We start from the raw sequence: 21385 nt of genomic DNA on the forward strand, positions 1-21385 counted from the left end.
AAATCAGGAGAGACATGTCAGAGATCGGAAAAACCGTTCCAGAGCCAGTCCAGAAGTCAGACAAGCTCGATTACCATGCGCTCAACGCGCTACTGAACCTCTATGATGACCAGGGGCAGATCCAGTTCGATAAGGACCGCGAGGCGGCTAACCAGTACTTCCTCCAGCATGTGAACCTGAACACCGTGTTCTTCCATGACCTTGAGGAGAAGTTCCGCTACCTGCTTGAGAATGACTACTACGATCCCGAGGTCGTCAAACAGTACGATTTTGACTTCATCAAGTCCCTCTTCAAACAGGCTTACGCCCACAAGTTCAGGTTCCAGACCTTCCTCGGTGCCTACAAGTACTACACTTCCTACACCCTCAAGACCTTCGATGGCAGCCGCTACCTGGAACGCTACGAGGACCGCGTGTGCATGGTCGCGCTGACGCTCGCCGCAGGAGACAAGGAGCTGGCCGAGCATCTCGTTGAAGAGATCATGACGGGCCGTTTCCAGCCAGCTACACCTACCTTCCTCAACTGTGGAAAAGCGCAGCGGGGTGAGCCGGTGAGCTGCTTCCTACTGCGTATCGAGGACAATATGGAGTCCATCGGGCGCGCTATCAACTCTGCGCTCCAACTGTCGAAGCGCGGCGGTGGTGTCGCTCTGTTACTGTCGAATCTCCGTGAAGCTGGAGCGCCGATCAAGAAGATCCAGAACCAGTCCTCCGGCGTCATCCCCGTGATGAAGCTCCTCGAGGATTCTTTCTCCTACGCCAACCAGTTGGGCGCCCGGCAGGGTGCGGGTGCCGTCTACCTGAACGCCCACCATCCCGATATCCTGAAGTTCCTGGATACAAAGCGAGAGAACGCCGATGAGAAGATCCGCATCAAAACTCTCTCTCTCGGAGTCGTGATCCCCGACATCACGTTCAAACTCGCGAAGAACAACGACGACATGTACCTGTTTTCGCCCTACGATGTTGAACGTGTCTACGGAAAACCCTTCGCCGACGTTTCCGTCACAGAGCACTACGCTGAGATGGTGGAGGATCCGCGCATCCGTAAGACCAAGATCAACGCCCGGTCCTTCTTCCAGACCCTGGCAGAGATTCAGTTCGAGTCCGGTTACCCGTACATCATGTTCGAGGACACCGTGAACCGGGCGAACCCGATCGATGGTCGGATCACCCTCTCCAACCTGTGCTCTGAGATCCTCCAGGTGTCCACGGCCTCCACGTACAACGATGACCTCACCTACTCCCACGTTGGCGAGGATATCTCCTGCAACCTCGGCTCTATGAACATCGCCAAGGCGATGGATTCCCCGGATTTCTCGGGTACGATCCAGACCGCGATCCGGGGTCTGACGGCCGTCAGTGAGCAGACCTCCATTGACTCCGTGCCATCGATACGCAAAGGCAACGAGGCCGCCCATGCCATTGGCCTCGGGCAGATGAACCTGCACGGCTACTTCGGACGCGAACGTATCCACTACGGTTCGGAAGAGGGGCTGGATTTCACCAACGCCTACTTTGCCGCCGTGATGTACGAGTGCTTGCGTGCCTCGATGCTGATCGCCAGGGAGCGGGGCGAGACATTCGAGGGATTCAGTGACTCCGACTACGCTGACGGCAGCTTCTTCGATCGATATGATCCGGTGGAGTTTGAGCCGAAAACGGATCGGGTCAAAGAACTTTTCGCGGCATCGTCGATTCACACACCGACGGCGGCGGAATGGGCACAACTGAAGGCTGACATCGCCGAACACGGAATATTCAACCGTTATCTGCAGGCGGTCCCGCCGACCGGATCAATCTCCTACATCAACAATTCCACGTCATCGATCCACCCGATCGCCTCCCGCATCGAGATTCGAAAGGAAGGGAAGATTGGCCGTGTGTACTATCCAGCACCGTACATGACGAATGAGAATCTGGAATATTACGCGGATGCATACGAGATCGGTTATGAAAAGATCATCGATACCTACGCAGTGGCCACCCGTTACGTCGATCAGGGATTGTCATTGACCTTGTTCTTCAAAGACACGGCCACGACACGCGAGATCAACCGCGCACAGATCTACGCCTGGCGCAAGGGGATCAAGACGATCTACTACATCAGACTCCGCCAGACAGCACTCGTCGGCACTGAGGTCGAGGGGTGCGTGAGCTGCATGCTCTGAATCCGAAAATGAGAGACGCCCGGAGAAGCCGGGCGAACGAAGAAGGGGCACTCACTGGAGTACACATCCCGGTGGGGTGCCCCTTCTTCGGTGTTCGTATTTTCTAGGACTGCTGTACGGCCAGGGCTGCGCCAACCTCGGAAACGAGTGCGCGCGCCTGGCGTTCAGCCTCAGCGGGATCGCTACGGAGGATGGCGTCTGCGAGTGCCTCGTGAACATTCATCGCCTCATCCGTCGGGTACTCCGGCTGAAGGCCAAGGTCGGTCCGGCCTGCGAGTACTGCTGCAACCGTCGGTGACAGGGCGGCGAACATCTCATTGCGGGAAGCCGTGAGCAGCAGGGTGTGGAACTCGATGTCGGCGTTGAGGAACTCTGTTGTCGCTCCCCGTCCCTCATGGCCGAGTCTTCTGAGCGTGGCAGCGAGTTCGCGGAGACGGGCCCGCTCAGTAGGGGTTCCGGACAGTGCCATTGAGCGTGCGGCGATTGGTTCTACGGCTTCCCGCAACTCGGTGAGGGAAGCTAACTGGTTACTTCGTTCAGTGGGGCACTCCAGACGCCAGCGAATGAGCTTGCTGTCGAACACCTTCCATGCAGAAGAGGGCTGGACAGTGAGGCCGATGCGCCTGGAGGAGGAAACCAGGTGAAGGTGTTCCAGGGCACGCATCGTCTCACGAGCAACCGTCCGTGAGATGGTGAAGCGCTCGCAGATGTCGTGCAGGGTGAACGTCTCACCCGGGGCGAGTTCTCCACTGACAATTTCGGAACCTAGTTTGTCAAGGACGCTGTCAAGCAACGGGGGATGGGTAGTGGTGCGTGCACTCATATTTGGATTTTCTCTGTTTCCGTAGAAAGTGGTTGTCCGGGTTTTGATGGCACTGTAGGCCGGGAGCTAAATGTCTCCGGTTTCAGTAGCATTTATTTAGCATAACTGTTTCACAGGTTTATACAGGTCTCGTCCCACCCCATGTTGTTCGGAAACGGCGACCGTTTTCCACTTTCGCAGGTCGCGCTACCAAGACGTAGCCCCAAAAGGGGGAAAAATTTATAATGGTCATATTTAATATGTGGTTTTCTGTTTCGTTCGCGAAATTTGAGGGGGTGTTGGGGGTCTCCCACAAGTTCTCTGATAATGCTTAATGGATCATAAAAACGATGGATGGAGAATGCTGATGGATATGTGGCACCAGACGCTGGGAGCGGGCCCTCTGCTAGGTATTGCGGTGGCTGCGATCGCGACGATCCTCTTTCTGGTGATCCGGCTAAAGATGCACGCCTTCCTGGTGCTTGTTCTCGTGTCGGCGGGGACGGCACTTGCGGCGGGTCTACCGGTTGGAGAGGTACTTCCCGCAATGATGGATGGCTTCGGCGGGACACTCGCCAGTGTTGCTCTCCTCGTCGGGATCGGTGCGATGCTGGGGCGCCTCGTCGAGCTTTCTGGGGGTGCCCGGAACCTTGCGGAATCGATGACCAGGGCATTCGGTGAGGATCGTGCTCCGTTGGCACTTGGTGTCAGCTCACTAATCGTGGGATTTCCGATTTTCTTTGATGCTGGTCTGATGGTCATGCTGCCAGTCGTGTTCGCGATCGCCCGGCGTCTAGGTGAACCGGTTCTCCGCTACGGAATTCCGGCAGCCGGTGCTTTCAGCGTCATGCACGTCTTTTTACCACCTCATCCTGGGCCGATCGTGGCTGCTGAGCTGTACGGCGCGGACCTCGGGATGGTCTTGGCTATTGGCCTTCTTTTGGTTTGCCCCGTCTGGTATTTCTCGGGTTATCGATGGGGCCTTTACTGCGGACATCGGTTCCCGCTTGCGGTACCTGACCTGTTGGCGGGCGGCCCAGTGGTCGCGGACTCCGAGATGCCCGAACGGACTGCGGGAACTGCTACGGTTCTGGCCGTTCTCATACTGCCACTTCTACTTATCTTCGGTAACACCGGACTTGCCATGGCAGCAACCGAGGGGTGGGTTGATCCTGATGAGGGATGGGTGCAGGTTCTCAAATTTCTCGGAGCGACACCGGTGGCGTTACTGATCACGACTCTGGTGGCTGCCGTATTCCTGGGGAGTCGATTAGGGATGGGGCGCGAGGTGGTTGAACGTGCCTTTGACGGGGCGCTGGGGCCTGTCGCCACTGTCATTCTCATAACAGGGGCTGGAGGTATGTTCGGCGGCGTTCTCCGGGCGACGGGTATCGGTGAAGCTCTCGCGGAGACCCTGGGGGGCCTTGGCGTTCCGTTGATGCTCGCGGTGTTTCTGACTGCGGTGATCCTGCGGATAGCCCAGGGGTCAGCTACTGTCGCGTTGACCACCGCTGCGGCACTCATGGCCCCGGCCGTCACGGCCGCTGATCTGGGGGCTGTGCAACTGTCGGCGATTGTATTGGCGACTGCTGCAGGGTCCGTTGCGGCGTCCCACGTGAATGATTCGGGCTTCTGGCTGGTGGGTAGGCTCATGGGGATGGACCCTGCGACGACGCTTCGGACCTGGACCGTGAACCAGACGCTGATAGCGGTTACCGGGTTCGTTTTCGCGGTTGCGGTGTATGTGGTCGGCGGAGCCGTCGGGTAGGAGGCTGTCGTGTTGAGAGCGGTACCCGGACCGGGGATACCCCGGATGAGGCCACCGGATCACGTCGTGGTGATGGGTGTATCAGGATGTGGGAAAACCACCGTCGCCCGAGCCTACGCGGAGAAGTGCGGTCTCGAGATTATTGATGCGGATGATCTTCATCCCGTGGAAAACGTGTGGAAGATGGCGTCCGGTATACCGCTCTGTGATGAGGATCGGCTGCCCTGGTTGCGGGCGGTTCGTGACTGGATGAATGTCCATTCCGGTAGCGGGGTGGGAACCGTCGTCGCATGCTCCGCGCTACGCCGGAGCTACCGACGAATTCTCTTGGAGGCCCGGGGGACGCTGTGCTTCGTGCACCTCACTGCGGACCCCGCCCTCACCCGAACCCGAATCGAGTGCAGAAAAGGTCATTTTATGTCACCGTCGCTACTGGATTCTCAGTTGGAGATTCTGGAGCCGCTCATGCCCGGGGAAGTCGGATTCACCGTTGACAACAGTGGATCGTTGGATGAGGTTGTTGCGACGATCTGCTGTGCGACCGGGCGGAGCCCAGCCTGCCGACGACGATGAAATGGGCGGTCCGGTTCCCGACCATGTGATCGGGAACCGGACCGCCCATTTGGAGTTGGGGAATCAGAGGGTGTCGCTGTTACGCTGCCCCAGCTCGGAGTCGATGCGCAGGACACCGGAGCCGTCGTTACCGGCGAGACGGAGCCGGTCGAGGATCTCCTTGCAGGTGGACTCTTCCTCGATCTGTTCCGCGAGGAAGGAATCGAGCAGTGGGCGGGAATCCAGATCGCCCTCTTCAGCGGCGAGACGGGTGAGATCCCGAATCATCCCGGAGATCTTCTGTTCGTGCTTCAGTGCCGCCTCGAAGGCGTCAGCGGCTGAGTCGATCTTGAGATCTGGTGCACTGATGACACCGATGCTGGGAACGCAGTCGCGGTCGAGCATGTGGTCGGCGAAACGCTGTGCATGGACCAGTTCTTCCTCGGACTGGGCTTTCATCCAGTCGCGCATGCCGGTCAGTCCGAGGCTGTCGAGGAGGTACGACAACTGCAGGTAGGTCATTGCGGCTTCGAGTTCAGCGGTGACCTGCTTGTTGATTTCGGCTTCAAGTTTCGAATTGATTTTCATGTTTCTCATGGTAAGGCACTTCCGTAGGCTCTGCATGTAAGTAAAGCCCAGCTTAACTAGTGTTTTTGGTATGGTTTGGCTTAGTTTAAAGGGGGTTTTGAGGGCTGGTTTTGACATCCTTGGGTCGCGGTGCAACCCCATCTCGGGGGAAGAGGGCCGAGAGATTCATCACTTTACCTCTCGTGTAAACGACCAGCGTGAACGGGGTGTTCGGGGCCGCCTGGGGAGGGGGGTGAATTGGCAGGTGTGATGGTTGCGGTGATTCTATTCGCGATATCCGCCGAGGCGGGTAGTGGAGTAGGGGGGATGCGGTAAATCTGCAGGTCAGGGCACCCTTTGTGAGGGAAATCATAAAAATATGGCGTGCTAATTGGCTGGGTCGGGGTGTCTGGGCGCCTTTCCGGGGAACGGGGTGTACCTAGCGGAGTCGGCCGCTGCAGTACCGCCCATCGGGCGGTATGGTCGAGCAGTGGCCCGATTAGTGGCCGTCCCCCGTCCAGTCCCCGGACGGAGCCGTCGCCGGAGAAACTCAGGTGATTCCGGGGCCGGAATTTCCGCGCTGCGACGGTACAGAATGCATATCTGTCAGTAAGTAAAGGAACGTACATGGCCCAGGATTGTCCCCCCTCCACCCCGGCGCACCGCGAGAAGCATCCCGAGGCTCGTCCGTGCCCGATCGCCGCAATCAACTGGAACACGATTCCGGATGACAAAGATCTTGAGGTCTGGGATCGCCTGGTGGGCAACTTCTGGTTGCCCGAAAAAGTGCCCCTGTCGAATGACATCAAGAGCTGGAATACCCTCAACGCCCTTGAGCAACAGGCCACCATGAGGGTCTTCACGGGTCTGACCATGCTGGATACCATCCAGGGGACCGTTGGCGCTGTCTCTCTGATTCCGGATGCGCTCACTCCGCACGAGGAGGCGGTGTACACGAACATCGCATTCATGGAATCGGTGCATGCCAAGAGCTACTCATCGATCTTCATGACGTTGGCCTCCACGCAGGAGATCAACGATGCTTTCCGTTGGTCGGAGGAGAACGAGGCGCTGCAGAAGAAGGCGCGGATCATTCTCTCCTATTACGAGGGGGAGAATCCCCTGAAAAGGAAGGTTGCCTCGACGCTGCTTGAGTCCTTTCTTTTTTACTCCGGGTTCTATCTGCCGATGTACTGGTCCAGTCGCGCGAAGCTCACGAACACCGCTGACGTCATCCGCCTGATCATCCGTGATGAAGCGGTTCATGGCTACTACATCGGGTACAAGTATCAGAAGGGGCTCGAGCAGCTTGATCAGGCGGGTCGGGATGAGCTGAAGGAGTACACCTTCGATCTCCTCTACGATCTCTATGACAACGAGATCGGCTACACCGAGGATCTCTACGATGATCTCGGATGGACCGAGGATGTCAAGCGGTTCCTCCGGTACAACGCGAACAAAGCGCTCAACAACCTCGGATATGAAGCACTCTTCCCGACGGATGAATGCCGGGTGTCGCCCTCCATCCTTTCGGCGCTGTCCCCGGGGGCCGATGAGAACCATGACTTCTTCTCGGGGTCGGGCTCCTCTTATGTCATAGGTAAGGCAGAGTCCACGGAGGACGACGACTGGGATTTCTAGATCGGCCGGCCGGACGGTTCGTGAGGCACCGTCGTCTTTTGTAGTGCCTGGGTGTAGGCCCGTCCCATCTCCGAGGTGTTGATATCGGGGATAGGACGGGCCTACACATGTCTATGTGACGGGAGTCGTGAGGTCCTGTCGGGTGTCGGGTCACGCTCATTTAGGTCGAGGGGAATTGCCCGCGTCTTACCGTCTACACCTTTAGCTCTAACCCAAGCGGGGGTGAAAAAGTGGTGTTTTGATCTCGAAAACGCAGACTTATCACATGAGTCCCAAAGGTGTTCGATGTCACAGTGTTGTTGGAGTGTTTGGAGTGCGTGCAGGGGCAACCGGCGTCAACGGTGACTCCCCTGGGGGAAACCGGGATAAAACTGCTCTGTACTGGTTTGTCGGGGCTGCTTCCGGCTGGAACCACCAGTCCCGATCCTTTACGATCAAGTGAGCGTGAAACATGGGTAGTCCTGGCTGATCGGGGCTACTGCGTAGTCAGGAGGAACCAAATGACCGCTGTACAGAAACGGAGCGACCAACATGTCGCTCCAGCACGACCGGCTCCGAAGGGAACCGGTCGAAAGGGCAGTCTCGCCTGGTTGATGCTCACCACCACGGATCACAAGCTTCTTGGCGTCATGTACATCATGATGTCCTTCTGCTTCTTCTTCCTCGGTGGCTTCATGGCCCTGTTGATCCGGACCGAGCTCTTCTATCCCGGAATGCAGATCTTCTCCAATGAGCAGTTCAACCAACTTTTCACCATGCACGGCACGGTGATGCTGCTGCTCTACGGAACTCCTGTTGTCTGGGGTTTCGCCAACTTCGTCATGCCCCTCCAGATCGGTGCACCTGACGTCGCGTTCCCGCGACTCAACTCCTTCGGTTTCTGGCTGACCACCGGTGGTGGCATCATCATGCTCTCTGGATTCGCCACACCGGGCGGCGCCGCTGACTTTGGGTGGACCATGTACTCCCCGCTTTCTGACGCCGCGCATTCGCCCGGTATCGGTGCGGACATGTGGATCGTCGGTGTCGGCGCCGGTGGTATCGGGACGATTCTGTCGGCCGTCAACATGATCACCACGATCCTGTGTCTCCGGGCGCCGGGTATGACGATGTTCCGTCTTCCGGTGTTCACTTGGACGATCTTCGTCACCTCGATCCTGGCGTTGATGATCTTCCCGATGCTGACCGCTGCTGCGCTGGGCGTGCTCTATGATCGTAAGCTCGGTGGACACATCTACGATCCCGCCAACGGTGGCGCGATCCTCTGGCAGCACCTGTTCTGGTTCTTCGGTCACCCGGAGGTGTACGTCCTGGCGTTGCCGTTCTTCGGAATTGTCTCAGAGGTTGTCCCGGTGTTCTCCCGGAAGCCCGTTTTCGGTTACGCCGGCCTCGTCTTCGCGACGCTGTCCATCGCGGCCCTGTCCATGGCGGTCTGGGCGCACCACATGTTCGTCACTGGAGCGGTTCTACTTCCGTTCTTCTCGTTTATGACGTTCCTGATTTCGGTGCCCACCGGTGTGAAGTTCTTCAACTGGCTGGGAACGATGTGGCGAGGTCACATCACCTGGGAGACGCCGATGATCTTCGCTTTCGGCTTCCTCGTGACCTTCCTCTTCGGTGGTTTGACGGGCATCATGCTGGCCTCCCCGCCGTTGGACTTCCACATCTCCGACACCTACTTCGTCGTCGCGCACTTCCACTACACACTGTTCGGCACGATCGTGTTCGCGTCCTATGCCGGTGTGTATTTCTGGTTCCCGAAGATGACGGGCCGGATGCTCAACGAGCGGCTCGGAAAGATCCACTTCTGGCTGACGTTCATCGGTTTCCACGGCACCTTCCTCATCCAGCACTGGGTCGGTAACATGGGCATGCCGCGCCGGTATGCCGACTACCTGGAGAGCGACGGCTTCACCATCTACAACCAGATCTCCACGGTCTTCGCCTACATCCTGGGGCTCTCCGTTATCCCATTCATCTGGAACGTGTTCAAGTCCTGGCGTTACGGTGAAATCGTCACGGTCGATGATCCGTGGGGCTACGGTAATTCCCTTGAATGGGCTACAAGCTGCCCACCGCCGCGCCACAATTTCACCTCTTTGCCGCGGATCCGCTCGGAGCGACCGGCATTCGAGCTGCACTACCCGCACATGGTTGAGCGCATGCGTGCCGAGGCACACGTCGGTCGCCCGGCGGGTGACTCCCCGGTATTGGAGAAGAACAGGTAAGTTGCACCCGGTACGACGCGGTCAGGCTGGACCACACATGGGTCTGATCACCGAATGACATACGCACCATCACCCCCACAGGAACTATGGTTTCTGTGGGGGTGATGTCTGTCCCGGGGGCGATGACATGGAACAATGGCATCGTGAGTCAGACAATCAACTATGCTGCCCGTACCGCTGCTCCTGCTATCCAGGACATCACCGTCACGCTTCCACCGGGCTCAGTTCCCGCAGTCGTCACCGTCGTGGGGCGGGACCGTCCCGGTGTCTCCGCCGCATTCTTCCGAGTTTTGGCCGCTCATGGCGTCCAGGTGCTCGATGTTGAGCAGTCGCTCTTCAGAGGTCGTCTGAATCTCGCGGCCTTCGTGGGCTGTAGCCCGGAGAACCTGGAAACACTCACCGAAGGCCTGTCCGGGACGCTCCGTTCCTACGGCCAGACCGTCACGGTCGAGGTCCAGAACTCACTGCGATCCACACGGGCACTGTCGACCCACGCCGTCGTGGTCCTCGGAGATCCGGTTACCGCCGCACACATTTCACGCATTGGTCAGACGCTGGCCGACTATGGTGCAAACATCGATACGATCCGCGGTATCTCCGACTACCCGGTCACAGGTCTGGAGCTCAAGGTCACGGTCGCGGACCCGAAACCCGGGGGTGGTGTGGCATTACGTAAGGCGTTGGCCACACTCACCCAGGAGATCGGTGTCGACATCGCGATCGAGCGGGCTGGACTGGTTCGGTACGCGAAGAACCTCATCTGTTTCGACTGTGACTCCACCCTTATCACGGGTGAGGTGATCGAGATGCTGGCCGCGCACGCGGGCAAGGAAGCCGAGGTTGCTGAGGTTACTGAACGGGCGATGCGGGGTGAATTGGACTTCGAGGAATCGCTGCGTGAACGGGTTGCGGTTCTCGCGGGACTGGATGCTTCCGTGATTGATGAAGTGGCTGCGGACATTGTTCTGACCCCGGGTGCCCGCACGACCATTCGCACCCTGCAGCGTATGGGATACAAAACGGCGGTGGTGTCCGGTGGTTTCATCCAGGTGCTTGAGGGGCTCGCGGCGGAGCTCGAACTCGACTATGTTCGAGCCAACACCCTCGAGATCGAGGATGGAAAGCTCACGGGCCGCGTCATTGGGAAGATCGTCGACCGCGCCGCGAAGGCTGAGTTCCTCGCGGAGTTCGCCGCCGCTTCGGGACTCGGGATGCACCAGACTGTCGCAGTCGGGGATGGTGCCAACGACATCGATATGTTATCGGCGGCGGGCCTCGGGATTGCCTTCAACGCGAAGCCCGCGCTGCGTGACGTTGCTGATGCAGCCGTTAATCATCCGTTTCTCGATGAGGTTCTGCACATCATGGGTATCTCCCGGGAAGAGATTGATGAGGCCGGGTTATCCGATGGGACGCTGCGCCGAGTGCCATTGAACTGATGATCGCCTGATCCGGGGCTCTGGATGGGAGCGTTACTACCGGTTACAGTGGACCTGCGGCCGATTCCGATACTCGGACGCCACCAGACTCGCCAGAAACGCGTCGGGTGCAGGGACGTCTACCCCGAGGTCCGGGGGCGACGAGGGAGGCCACGCTCTTCCCGTGACGGGATATCTGCCACAGGTTGCAGAGATGAGGAACCGCGAGCCTTCCTGAATTGAAAGGAAGGCGACGAAGATGACCCAGGCAGCCAGCCGAGAAAAGGCGACACGCGCACGAAAGAAGCGGGGCGGTGTATCGGGGTGGGTGCCGGATCAGCATGGTGCGTGGGTGATGGTCATCCTCCCACTTGTGGTGGGAATCGTTCTGGCTCGTCCCGCGCTGATCCATTTGCCGCTGGCGGCGGCTTGGTTCATCGGCTATTTCGCCTTCTTTGCACTGGGTCTCTGGCTGAAGGCCCGCGGGCCGCGGAAACAGCGTTATGTTACCCCGTTGTTGACGTACGGTACGATCTGCACGGTCGCTGCGCTGATTGTCATCATCATGAAGCCCAGCATCCTCATTTTTGCCATTGTCTTCGGGCCTCTCGTCGCGGCCGCAGTGTGGGAGGCGTGGCAACGGCGTCCTCGCTCGCTGGTTTCCGGGGAATCCACGGTGCTCGCCAGTTGTGCGATGATTCCCGTCACCGCGTGGGCTGCCGGAGAACCTATGACGGAACGACTGTGGGTGAGCACCGCCGTGTTCGCCCTTTACTTCTGTGGAACCGTGCCGTACGTCAAAACGCTGATTCGCAAACGTGGGGACCGGGCATGGTTCCTCGGGTCGGTGACTTACCATACCGCGGCGACCGCCGTGATTCTCGTGCTTGCTGGCATCGGACTGGTGACACCCCTGGCCGTACCCGTCTTCGGGCTTGTAGCGGTTCGCGCCTGGTGGATGCCCTGGCGTGCCACACGTCGTGGTACGCCCTGGCGTCCCAGGACAGTTGGTTTCGGCGAGATGGCGGTCACGGCGCTGGTGCTGATCGCTGCGCTCGTGCCACCATACGTAGCGTAGTGGTGCCCCCGGGTTTCGGGTGACGGAGATATTGTCGGCATGGAATCACCGGGGCAGTCTCCGGGGGATCACGGGGGTGACATCGTTTCAGTTGCTGCCCACGGTTTGCTGAAAAGCCCAGTGAAATGGTCAGCCGAGACCGCGCGGCGATGAAGGGCGGCAGCAGGTTTCTGTAGATCAGTTGGTCCGCTGGGGCAGGGAGCGTGTCACTGTCCGCAGTGCGGTTCCGTACTTTGTCGTGCGGTACCCCGCGATGGATGGTGGCGAAGAGTGTCTGGGACCCTGAGAAATGAGGGCTTGTGGTGCGAGAACCGGAGGTTAGCATCAGAGGAGAGTGGTGCTCTGGAGATATTCGGTTGTAGGAGTGCTTTCTTTCACCCATCACGGTGTCATGTGCCTAATCCCGCGGGGAAGGTTGTTCCATTTCTCGTTCGCGAGTCGTCAGGGTTTTTGCGTTGGTCTTCTCGTCATTCCGGCTCCGTTGATTGCGGTATGTGGTGATACCGATGGTTCAGATGGTTCAACGTCACCATCAAGCACTGACGCATCTGGTGAAAAGAGAGAGGCGGTCGGAACGTCTACGGCGGGTGGGGATTCACCGCTCATCCTGTTCTACGACGCATCAGGCGGCATGCTTAACGATGGCGGGCAGCGTCACACGGCTCGAAGCTGCGGAATAGGTATCCTAGTGCTGCTTGATCCGCTCAGAGAAGATACTCCGCTCTCTGATCACGAGTCTCCGAACATGTTTGGCGCGTTCCCGGAAGGCCTGGCGAAGGCCTGAGCCGATGTCACGATTCACTTTCCACCCGATAAGGGAAACACGGAAGAGGCATGGAAGATCATCGGTGGTATCGGAGCACGTGGATACACCCCGCTGAAGCGGGCACTCGAGCAAGCCGAGGATGAGCTTTGTACCGGTGGATGAACCGGCGATGATCGGGCTGCTCTCGGACGGAGAGGATACCTGCGGAGACGGTGATCCCGCAGACGTGGCCCGCAGCATCAGGAAACCTCACCGGGGTGACGGTGAACACGGTCGGCATCGGGGCCGCGTGAGGGTCTCGGTGATTCGGGGATCTACGGCATTGGGCTCGCACGGCATCTCCGCCATTTGTGCGGGAAGACGTGATTTACCGGATCTCCGGACCGGGGAGAACGATGATGGCCGGATCGTGATCGTCTGGCGAGACTGCCCTGGTACTTCAACTATGAGGGTGTCCTGGTGGCCATTGTTCCTCTCGGAGAGTCGGTGATGATTGACGGCCTCGGTCAGGGCAGCCCGCTGCAGCATGCGTCCGAGCTATTCGGTGCCCCGGTGGTGAAGGCGCATATCCAGGGCGATTCATGGCACGCGTGATTCCCCGCCAGTGACGGGCGGTACTGGCAGATCACCTTCACGAGTTCCGATGGCGGATCGACTGGGACGATCACGGTGATCGAATTGTGCGTCTGCACGCCACCGGTCAAGTAGTCTTCCGCAGATTCGGGGAAGCTCGTGGTCAGTTTCGATGGTTATGGTCCCCTGAAAATTGGGGGAGAAAGCGGCGTTGATGCCTCCCGGTGCCACGCAGTCCAAGGTCGTTCCGGATTCTCCGGACGTCGCACTGATCGCGCGAGGGGGGATGATCATGACTGTGCCGGCGGTGACCACTCGATTCCCCAGGGGCGGTGAGTGGGACGACCGACGGTGGTGTTTCCACCGGCGACACTGCCGGTAAGTTGCGTTCCGCATATTCGGACCTACAGGGTTGGCGCGAACTGAACTGGGCTGGGGGACTGGTTGTCCTGGCTATCAGGACAGCCTCGGCTTCGAGGTGAGCCAGCAAGTTTTCTTGATGGCTCCATGATCCGGTGGCTAGTGTCAAGGAGACTTGACATAATCGTGCAGGGGCCTGGATGGTCCCTGCACAAGAGGAATGGAGTGGGACGCCATGAATGCGTACCCCGGTGACCGGGGCAATCGGAAGTGGTGGAATCGGCTCCGACAGGGGCAGCGTACCTTCGCCGTGTCTATGGTCGGGTATTTCGTGTTCCTGGTGTTCGCGATCGTTGTCGACGACACCGTCCCGTTCGCCCGCGAGATCGCTTTCATCCTCATCGTCACAGGCGTGGTGATTGTTCTCGGAGGGGCGACAGCCATGTGCGCGGACCAGGACGAGTTCGAGTTCGGCATCACACTCAGGGCACTGGCCATCGCTTTCGCGGGTGGTTCCGCGATCACCTTCAGCTACGGATGCGCGCAGGTGTTCCTCGGTGCACCCGACATCAACTACATGTTCGTCTGGCCGGTCTATGCCACAACCTGGGTTGTCTCGACTGTGGTGCTGAATCTACGGCTCGGTATCTGGTCACACTGAGCCAATGGACATGAGGAACGATCTTCCAGATCCTCGGTGCACGGCCGGACTCAGTCAGGCCAGGCTCGGGGAACTGTCTGGGGTATCCCGACAGACGGTGAATGCGGTAGAACGCGGAATATACGATCCCGCCCTGCCCCTGGCTTTTCGCATTCCCGGATCTGTTCGAGGTACATATCGAGGACATGTGCATCCCGACGGCCGGGAGAGTTCAGCCCGGACACCGACATCCAGGCATCCCGTCACTGGCTGACTGGACCGGTCTGATTCGTGTCGCCGCTGGAAAGATCGCGGCGATCAACAGGATCGGTCGGTGTCCAGCAGTGAATAGTGCGCTGTGTCCACGTACCGGCCCCGGTGGAGCGCAGCTTGCCGCTGAACGCCCTCGAAGATGAAGCCACAGCGTTCGGCAACGGATCGAGACCGGACATTGTCGACGAAGGTGTGCAGCTCGATGCGGTGAACACCGTGGGTCAGTGCATGGTCGACGACCAGCTCCAACGCGCGGGGCATGATCCGTCGACCGCGTGCCCAGGGGGCGGTAGCGTAACTCACCGCGACCGTACCAACCGCAGCATCGACGAGACGGAGCGCGATATTTCCGGCGTAGTGCCCGGGATCGCCGGTGAGCTCGATTGCCCAGAACGTCAGGTTTGGGTTCTCCGCGCATTCCCGGAGGTAATCGGCAGCCATGGCGCGGGTGTACTTCTCCGGGACGGAGGTGAAGTTGACCGACAGTGGATCAACGGCGGTGGCGTACACCTCGGGGATGTCACCGTCGCAGGGTTGACGCAGACGGATCACACCATCAGTCAGCGTTTCCGGGGGCACAGGCCAGGTCATCTCGCTCATGTCCACCAGCTTATCCACCTGCGCAGAGGTGCGCCCGGGGGATGACACTCACATGTCGAGACGGATCGTGGGCAGCGAGTGCCGCTGTACCTTGCCTGCCGCTGATCGCGGAACACTGTCCACGAACTCCACGAAACGGATGCGCTCGTAGGGCGCGGTCCTCGATGCCACCTCGGCCAGGATCGTCTCCCGATCCAGGTGAGTTCCCTCCACTGCGGAGACAAAGGCAACGGGGCACTCGTCACCGTCGACCGTGAACCCCCGGGTGACCACGCAGTCCGCGACTCCGGGGAGTGCGGTGACGATGCGCTCTAACTTGGAGGGGGAGACCTGGAATCCCCGGGAATTTATGACGTCGCTGATCCGATCAATGAGCCGGATACTGCCGGTTCCGTCACGTTCTGCCCAGTCCCCGGTGCGTAACCAACCTGCCCGGAACCGCTCGGCGGTTCGTTCCGGATCATCCAGGTAGCCTTCCATGATCTGCGGGCCCCGGACCCACAGCTCCCCGGCGCCACCAGGTGCGACATCCCGGCCCGACTCCGGATCGACGATCCGGTCGAGCGTGTCCGGGAGCGGGTGCCCGATCGTGTCGGGAGGACAATCCGGATCAATGGCGAGGTGGGTTACCGGGGATGCCTCCGTCAGCCCGTACCCCTGGATCACCCGCGCCCCGGTACGGCGCTCGACGTTCCTTGCGAGGACAGGGTCCAGGGCAGCGGCACCGTTGATGACGGTGCGCAGGGCGGAGAAATCGGTCTCCGCAGCGAGCGGGTGGTGTGCCAGTAGCCGCCCGAGCGGAGGTGCGATGAAGCAGAGTGCCACATCGTGCTCACCGTGTCCCCGCAGGAACCGCTGCGCATCAAATGGTTCCGCGATGATGTGGCCACGTAGGTGTAAGGGGGCATTGAGCAGGGAGGTCATGCCGTAGGCGTGGGTGAACGGCAGTACGGACATGCACGTCTCCCCCGCAGCCAACGGTAGTACCCTGGCGAACTGCATCGTGTTCGACACGATGTTCCGGTGCGTCAGCCGAATCGCCTTCGGTGTCGCCGTCGTTCCTGATGTGAAGGGCAGCACTGCCACAGAATCCGGGTCCACGGGTTGAGGGGCCAGCGCCGTTCCCGCCGCCGCACGGAGATCGGCTGTTACCGCAGCGTCGATGTGCAGAGCCACTCCCGCTCGCCGCAACTGCCACGCGAGATCCTGTGCAGTCACCTGCGTCCCGATCGGCACAACGGTCGCACCGATCGACAGCACCGCGTGGAAAACGACCGCGAAATCAATCCCGTTGGGCACCTGCACCGCGACGCGATCACCTGCACGGATCCCTCTCTCGTGGAGTACACCGGCGACCTGGGCCACTTCAGCGGCGAGCTGCGGATAGGTGACTGAGCGGTACGGATCGGTGATCGCCGGGGTATCCGGGAGAACACCGGTGAACAGGAGCTCGGGTAGGGAACAAGCGGGATAGATCACCGCGAAACCAACCTTTCGAGGGCACCGCGCACGACTTTCGGGTCGGTCGTGCGCCAGAAGGGGGGCATCGAGTTGATGAGGAAGGAACCGTAGCGGCGCGTGACCAGTCGGTTATCCAGGACGGCGACGACACCACGATCATCGGTACGACGGAGCAGCCGTCCCGCACCCTGCGCCATGAGCAGCGCGGCGTGACTCGCGGCGACCTCCATGAACCCATTCCGCCCGGCAGCGTCCGCCGCATCCTTCCTGGCCTGCAACAGAGGATCATCGGGGCGTGGGAATGGGATCCGGTCGATGATGACGAGGGAACACGTCCGTCCCGGTACATCGACTCCCTGCCACAGGGAGAGGGTGCCGAAGAGACAGGTGTTTTCACTCTTCGCGAAGCGTTCCACCAGCACCCCCGTTCCATCGTCGCCCTGGCAGAGAATATCGAACGGCAGCCGCATCCGCATCGCGTGCGCCGCCTGTTCCGCGGCGCGCCGGGAGGAGAACAGTCCGAGTGTCCGCCCACCCGCTGCGGTGATCAGACCGGCGATTTCGTCGAGCGTCTGCTCCGGGAGTCCGTCCCGGCCGGGATCGGGCAGGTTGCGCGCGGTGTAGAGGATCCCGGCCTTCGCCGGATTGAAGGGAGTGCCGGCGTCGAGGCTGTCATAGGATCCACGCGTGAGTCCCCATGCTGCGGCCATGGCGTCGAAGCGCCCACCGAGGGTCAGTGTGGCGGAGGTCAGGACCACCGTCTGTTCCGCGAACAGCCGCGAGGCCAGCAGACCCGCGACCGAGAGCGGTGCAACCCGCAGGGTGTCACCACGGCGGTCATCCCGGTTCAGCCACACCACATCCTGCTGCTTCTTTGGATCGGCGATTGCGAAGACCTCCAGGATACGGATGATCGAATCGTGGATCTCCTGGAGCGCCGTTGCTACGGACTGCCGTTCCGCAGCCGTCGCCGGATCGTTGGCGATCTCGCCGTCGGGGCTACGCGTGATGGACTGTCGCAGTGACCACAGCCCATCACGGAGCGCGGTGAGGAGGGACATGGCTGACGGATCGATCACGTTCCACCTGCCCTCGGGGAGTGCGCTGGTGAGTTTCTCCCAGTCCCCGGCTAGATCGGTGACTTTCTCCTCTCGGCCCTCCGCGCCGAGCTTTCCAGCGCGCTTGGCCAGCAGCGTCAACGCCGGGCCGGAGACCTCGGCTGTCGCCACCGCCGTGATGCGCCCATCCAGCTCGTGGGCCTCGTCGATGACCACCACGTCATGCTCAGGCAGAATCGTGCCCTCAGACAAAGCGTCAATCGCGAGCAACGCGTGGTTGGTCACCACCACATCGACATCCTGTGCCTCCGTGCGTGCAGCCTCAGCGAAACAGTCCTCCCCGTGCGCACAGCGGCTGGCCCCCAGACACTCCCGGGCCGTGACACTGACCTGTTTCCAAGCCAGATCGGGAACACCCGGAGCCAGGGAATCCCGGTCGCCGCTCTCCGTCTCCTGAGCCCATTCATTCAGGCGTACGATGTGCCGACCCATCCACGACAGATCCGACTCATCGATCAGCGCCTCTTCCGAGGCCTCCGGCTGGCTGATCTTGTTCAGACACAGGTAGTTTGAACGGCCCTTCAGGATCGCGAAAGTCGGGCGCCGCCCCATCACCGGTTCCAACGCATCCGCCAGGCGGGGAAGATCACGCTCCACCAACTGACGCTGTAGAGCGATCGTCGCCGTCGACACCACGACCGTTGTTCCCGTTGCCTGCGCGTGCGCAAGGGCCGGGATGAGATACGCCAGGGACTTCCCCGTGCCCGTGCCCGCCTGCACCGCAAGATGCCGCTCCTCGCGCATCGCCTTCGTCACGGCCTTCAACATCGCGACCTGGCCGGGGCGCGTGGTTCCGCCGATCGCGGACACCGCAGCGTCGAGAAGATGAATGGTGTCGGGCGAGAGGGCAGTCTCAGGCATGGATCCTTCCCGGCAAGGGTTCGATGAGTCAGAGGTGCATTCCAGGCGGTCGGGAACCGGGCTGATTGCGGCTGTGCGGAATGGGCTGTTCTGCAGTCTAACCGTCCGCTCGATGAGTACGGCCCCGGAACATTGAGACATTCCGGGGCCGTACTCATCGAGCGGACGGGGCGAGGGTCAGAACCCGACGAAGCGGGCGCTGAGCGCGGGCTCGTCCCGGGACAGGGCGAGGCCTTCCCACGGGAGAGTGACAAGTTGCGCTGCCAGGTGTTCGCGGGCTTCTTTCAGCGTTGGCAATCCGTCCACAGGTTTGCCGTCCCGGATCATCGGGATCGTCAGTTCACGGGCGGTCAATGTTCCCACGTCAGGGGTTTCGGCGCTGATCGGCAGGACGATCTCCTCGACCGCTGTCCCCGTGTCACGGTGCGTGCGCAGCGCTCGCTTCGCGCCACCACGGCTCGCCTTGTTGCGCGAGCGCTTGGCGACAGGCTTGCCGTCGACCTCGACCAACTTGTACACCATGCCCGCCGTCGGGGCGCCGGAGCCGGTGACAACGGAGGTGCCGACACCGTAGATGTCGACAGGGTCGCCGGATAGTCCGGCAATGGCGAACTCATCAAGGTCTGAGGAGACGACGATCTTGGTGTTGTGGTTGCCCAGGGAGTCGAGCTGGCGACGGACCTGCCGGGTCAGCATACCGAGGTCTCCCGAGTCGATGCGAACGGCACCGAGCTTGGGCCCGCCGACCCGAACCGCTGTTTCGACACCGTTCGTGATGTCGTAGGTGTCCACGAGGAGGGTGGTTCCGACGCCGAGGGAATCGACCTGTGCCCGGAATGCAGCTTCCTCGTTGGGGCTACCGTCCTCGTTGACGTGGAGAAGGGTCCAGGAATGGGCCGCGGTACCGCCTGCGGGAATGCCGTAGCGGTGCGCAGCTTCGAGGTTTGAGGTTGAATCGAAGCCCGCGAGATAAGCCGCGCGGGAGGAAGCCACGGCGGCATATTCGTGGGTTCGACGGGAGCCCATCTCGATGATCGTTCGGCCATTCGCCGCGGTAACCATACGGGCGGCTGCTGACGCGACCGCTGAGTCGGCGTTCATGATCGAAAGGATGACCGTCTCCAGGAGGACACATTCGGCGAAAGTGCCGCGGACCGTGAGGATCGGTGAATGCGGGAAATAGAGCTCGCCTTCTCGGTAGCCGTCGATTTGGCCCGAGAAACGGTAATTTCGCAGATAGTCCAGCGTACGGTCGTCGAGGAAGTCAAGTGACGTGAGCTGGTCTTCGGTGAACACGAAGTCCTGCACGGCGCGGAGGACACGTTCGGTGCCGGCGACGACGCCGTAGCGGCGTTCGTTGGGTAGTCTTCTGGCGAACACTTCGAAGGCGCACGCACGATCTGCGGTGTCGTCGCGGAGGGACGCCTGCAGCATCGTGAGCTCGTACATGTCCGTCAGTAGGGCGCTGGAGCGTCGGTTGTCTGTTGATTCCGGGGTGATGTGGTTCACGGAAACCACTGTAGTCCCATGGTTTCGTCCCCTGATACTGTTCGACCTCTGATCTGGTCGATGAAGCTTCCCGTCCGGCTGCGGAGGTTCCGCATGTTTGGCTGGAAACGGATACTCTTGGGGCATGAGTTCGCCCACACCAGTACCTGTAGAGACGGAGAATGTCGAGGTTCTCACGAGTGAGAATCTGCCCTGGATGTGCATCGTCTGGGATGATCCGGTCAATCTCATGAGTTACGTCACGTATGTGTTCGAGACAGTTCTCGGATATGACCGGAAACGTGCGACGGAACTGATGATGCAGGTCCATACCGAAGGAAAAGCGGTCGTGTCTTCGGGAGAGAAGGACAAGGTCGAGGCGGATGTGAAGAAGTTGCACACTGCGGGCCTGTGGGCGACGATGCAGCAGGCCGGTTGAGGGGGACGAGATGGACGCATGGAAACGCAGGAAAGGCCTGCTTCGTGGACGGGCACGGTTCACCGCGACATTCGAACCGATGGAGCGTGAGGTTCTCGGGGATCTCGCGGCGACCGTCGCGGAGGCGCTGATCCGTCGGGCGCAGTCGGCACCCAAGGACGAGCTGGCGGAGATGACGGGAATGCCCAGCGGACACAAGGAGGCCCCGCAGGATCCCGCTTTGCGACGTCTGCTCCCGGATTTTGAGCGAGAGGGGGACGAGGAATACGAGGGGGATAATTCGTTGTTGCGCAGTCTCCATGAGAACGACATCTGCCGCGGGAAACTGGAGAATCTCCAGGTGATCAGCGAGGCGCTCGGTCCCAATGGCAACGTCGCAGTGGCGGTTCCTGAGACAGAGGTTCACGCCTGGATTGCGGGGCTGAATGATATCCGCCTCTATGTGGCCTCTGGCGAAGTCAAGGGTGAAGCCGCGGAACAGGAACGCGAAGCACTCGTCGAATGGCTCGCCTATAACCAGAACTCCTTGCTCGAAGCCCTCATGGGCTGATCCACCGCTCCGGTCGACGATCCAGCAACGA

The 21385-nt window shown here is 60.4% G+C and carries 19 protein-coding genes; 13 read left to right on the plus strand and 6 right to left on the minus strand.

Going from position 1 to position 21385, the window contains the following annotated elements:
• Positions 1–14 precede the first annotated feature (14 nt).
• Entirely contained in the window at positions 15–2171 is a 2157-nt protein-coding gene (gene nrdE, locus QWU43_RS00100) for a class 1b ribonucleoside-diphosphate reductase subunit alpha (protein WP_370916833.1), read from the plus strand.
• Between the two features lie 103 nt (positions 2172–2274).
• Here the strand turns inward: nrdE and QWU43_RS00105 are convergent, their stop codons facing one another.
• Positions 2275–2994 (minus strand): FadR/GntR family transcriptional regulator, encoded by a 720-nt coding sequence (locus QWU43_RS00105; protein ID WP_370915605.1) that lies wholly within the window; start codon positions 2992–2994, stop codon positions 2275–2277.
• A gap of 346 nt (positions 2995–3340) precedes the next feature.
• Here QWU43_RS00105 and QWU43_RS00110 point away from each other — a divergent pair, with 346 nt between their 5' ends.
• Positions 3341–4741, plus strand: coding sequence for a GntP family permease (locus QWU43_RS00110; protein ID WP_370915606.1), 1401 nt, complete (start codon positions 3341–3343; stop codon positions 4739–4741).
• 45 nt (positions 4742–4786) lie between these two features.
• The gene (locus tag QWU43_RS00115; RefSeq protein ID WP_370915607.1) at positions 4787–5314 is read left to right on the plus strand and encodes a gluconokinase; all 528 of its coding nucleotides are present in this window, start codon (positions 4787–4789) and stop codon (positions 5312–5314) included.
• Between the two features lie 63 nt (positions 5315–5377).
• On the opposite strand, the gene QWU43_RS00120 is transcribed toward QWU43_RS00115, so the two are convergent.
• On the minus strand, positions 5378–5881 hold the full coding sequence (locus QWU43_RS00120; protein WP_370915608.1) for a ferritin: 504 nt from the start codon (positions 5879–5881) through the stop codon (positions 5378–5380).
• A 606-nt stretch (positions 5882–6487) separates the two neighbouring features.
• Here QWU43_RS00120 and nrdF point away from each other — a divergent pair.
• The 8 genes from nrdF to QWU43_RS00160 all read left to right on the plus strand — a co-directional run bounded on the left by nrdF (position 6488) and on the right by QWU43_RS00160 (position 14838).
• Complete coding sequence (nrdF, locus tag QWU43_RS00125) at positions 6488–7501, plus strand: class 1b ribonucleoside-diphosphate reductase subunit beta (RefSeq protein WP_370915609.1); 1014 nt, start codon at positions 6488–6490, stop codon at positions 7499–7501.
• A gap of 500 nt (positions 7502–8001) precedes the next feature.
• Positions 8002–9729 carry a cytochrome c oxidase subunit I gene (ctaD, locus tag QWU43_RS00130; RefSeq protein ID WP_370915610.1) on the plus strand — a complete coding sequence of 576 codons (1728 nt, stop codon included), beginning with the start codon at positions 8002–8004 and terminating at the stop codon, positions 9727–9729.
• A gap of 197 nt (positions 9730–9926) precedes the next feature.
• On the plus strand, positions 9927–11168 hold the full coding sequence (gene serB / locus QWU43_RS00135) for a phosphoserine phosphatase SerB (RefSeq protein ID WP_370915727.1): 1242 nt from the start codon (positions 9927–9929) through the stop codon (positions 11166–11168).
• Positions 11169–11406: 238 nt separating this feature from the next.
• On the plus strand, positions 11407–12225 hold the full coding sequence (locus QWU43_RS00140) for a YwiC-like family protein (protein ID WP_370916834.1): 819 nt from the start codon (positions 11407–11409) through the stop codon (positions 12223–12225).
• A gap of 631 nt (positions 12226–12856) precedes the next feature.
• On the plus strand, positions 12857–13009 hold the full coding sequence (locus tag QWU43_RS00145) for a hypothetical protein (RefSeq protein ID WP_370916835.1): 153 nt from the start codon (positions 12857–12859) through the stop codon (positions 13007–13009).
• Between the two features lie 441 nt (positions 13010–13450).
• Positions 13451–13585, plus strand: a complete 135-nt coding sequence (locus QWU43_RS00150) for a hypothetical protein (RefSeq protein WP_370915613.1) — start codon at positions 13451–13453, stop codon at positions 13583–13585.
• Between the two features lie 574 nt (positions 13586–14159).
• The gene (locus QWU43_RS00155) at positions 14160–14585 is read left to right on the plus strand and encodes a hypothetical protein (protein WP_370916836.1); all 426 of its coding nucleotides are present in this window, start codon (positions 14160–14162) and stop codon (positions 14583–14585) included.
• A gap of 10 nt (positions 14586–14595) precedes the next feature.
• Positions 14596–14838 carry a helix-turn-helix transcriptional regulator gene (locus tag QWU43_RS00160; protein ID WP_370915728.1) on the plus strand — a complete coding sequence of 81 codons (243 nt, stop codon included), beginning with the start codon at positions 14596–14598 and terminating at the stop codon, positions 14836–14838.
• Positions 14839–14882: 44 nt separating this feature from the next.
• Here the strand turns inward: QWU43_RS00160 and QWU43_RS00165 are convergent, their stop codons facing one another.
• From QWU43_RS00165 to QWU43_RS00180, 4 genes are all read right to left on the minus strand, one after another.
• A complete protein-coding gene (locus tag QWU43_RS00165) occupies positions 14883–15437 on the minus strand; it encodes a GNAT family N-acetyltransferase (RefSeq protein WP_370915615.1) in 555 nt (184 codons plus the stop codon).
• 48 nt (positions 15438–15485) lie between these two features.
• The gene (locus QWU43_RS00170; protein ID WP_370916837.1) at positions 15486–16916 is read right to left on the minus strand and encodes a class I adenylate-forming enzyme family protein; all 1431 of its coding nucleotides are present in this window, start codon (positions 16914–16916) and stop codon (positions 15486–15488) included.
• Complete coding sequence (locus tag QWU43_RS00175; protein ID WP_370916838.1) at positions 16913–18877, minus strand: ATP-dependent DNA helicase; 1965 nt, start codon at positions 18875–18877, stop codon at positions 16913–16915. The genes QWU43_RS00170 and QWU43_RS00175 overlap by 4 nt, the downstream gene beginning before the upstream one ends.
• A 177-nt stretch (positions 18878–19054) precedes the next feature.
• Complete coding sequence (locus QWU43_RS00180) at positions 19055–20386, minus strand: nicotinate phosphoribosyltransferase (RefSeq protein ID WP_370916839.1); 1332 nt, start codon at positions 20384–20386, stop codon at positions 19055–19057.
• 124 nt (positions 20387–20510) lie between these two features.
• Here QWU43_RS00180 and clpS point away from each other — a divergent pair, with 124 nt between their 5' ends.
• Together clpS and QWU43_RS00190 are read left to right on the plus strand one after the other, a co-directional pair.
• Positions 20511–20804 (plus strand): ATP-dependent Clp protease adapter ClpS, encoded by a 294-nt coding sequence (gene clpS / locus QWU43_RS00185; RefSeq protein WP_198736867.1) that lies wholly within the window; start codon positions 20511–20513, stop codon positions 20802–20804.
• A 10-nt stretch (positions 20805–20814) separates the two neighbouring features.
• A complete protein-coding gene (locus tag QWU43_RS00190; protein WP_370915618.1) occupies positions 20815–21354 on the plus strand; it encodes a DUF2017 domain-containing protein in 540 nt (179 codons plus the stop codon).
• The last annotated feature ends 31 nt before the right edge of the window (positions 21355–21385 follow it).

Source organism: Corynebacterium sp. CCM 9204 (assembly GCF_041357695.1).
Classification (GTDB): Bacteria; Actinomycetota; Actinomycetes; order Mycobacteriales; family Mycobacteriaceae; genus Corynebacterium.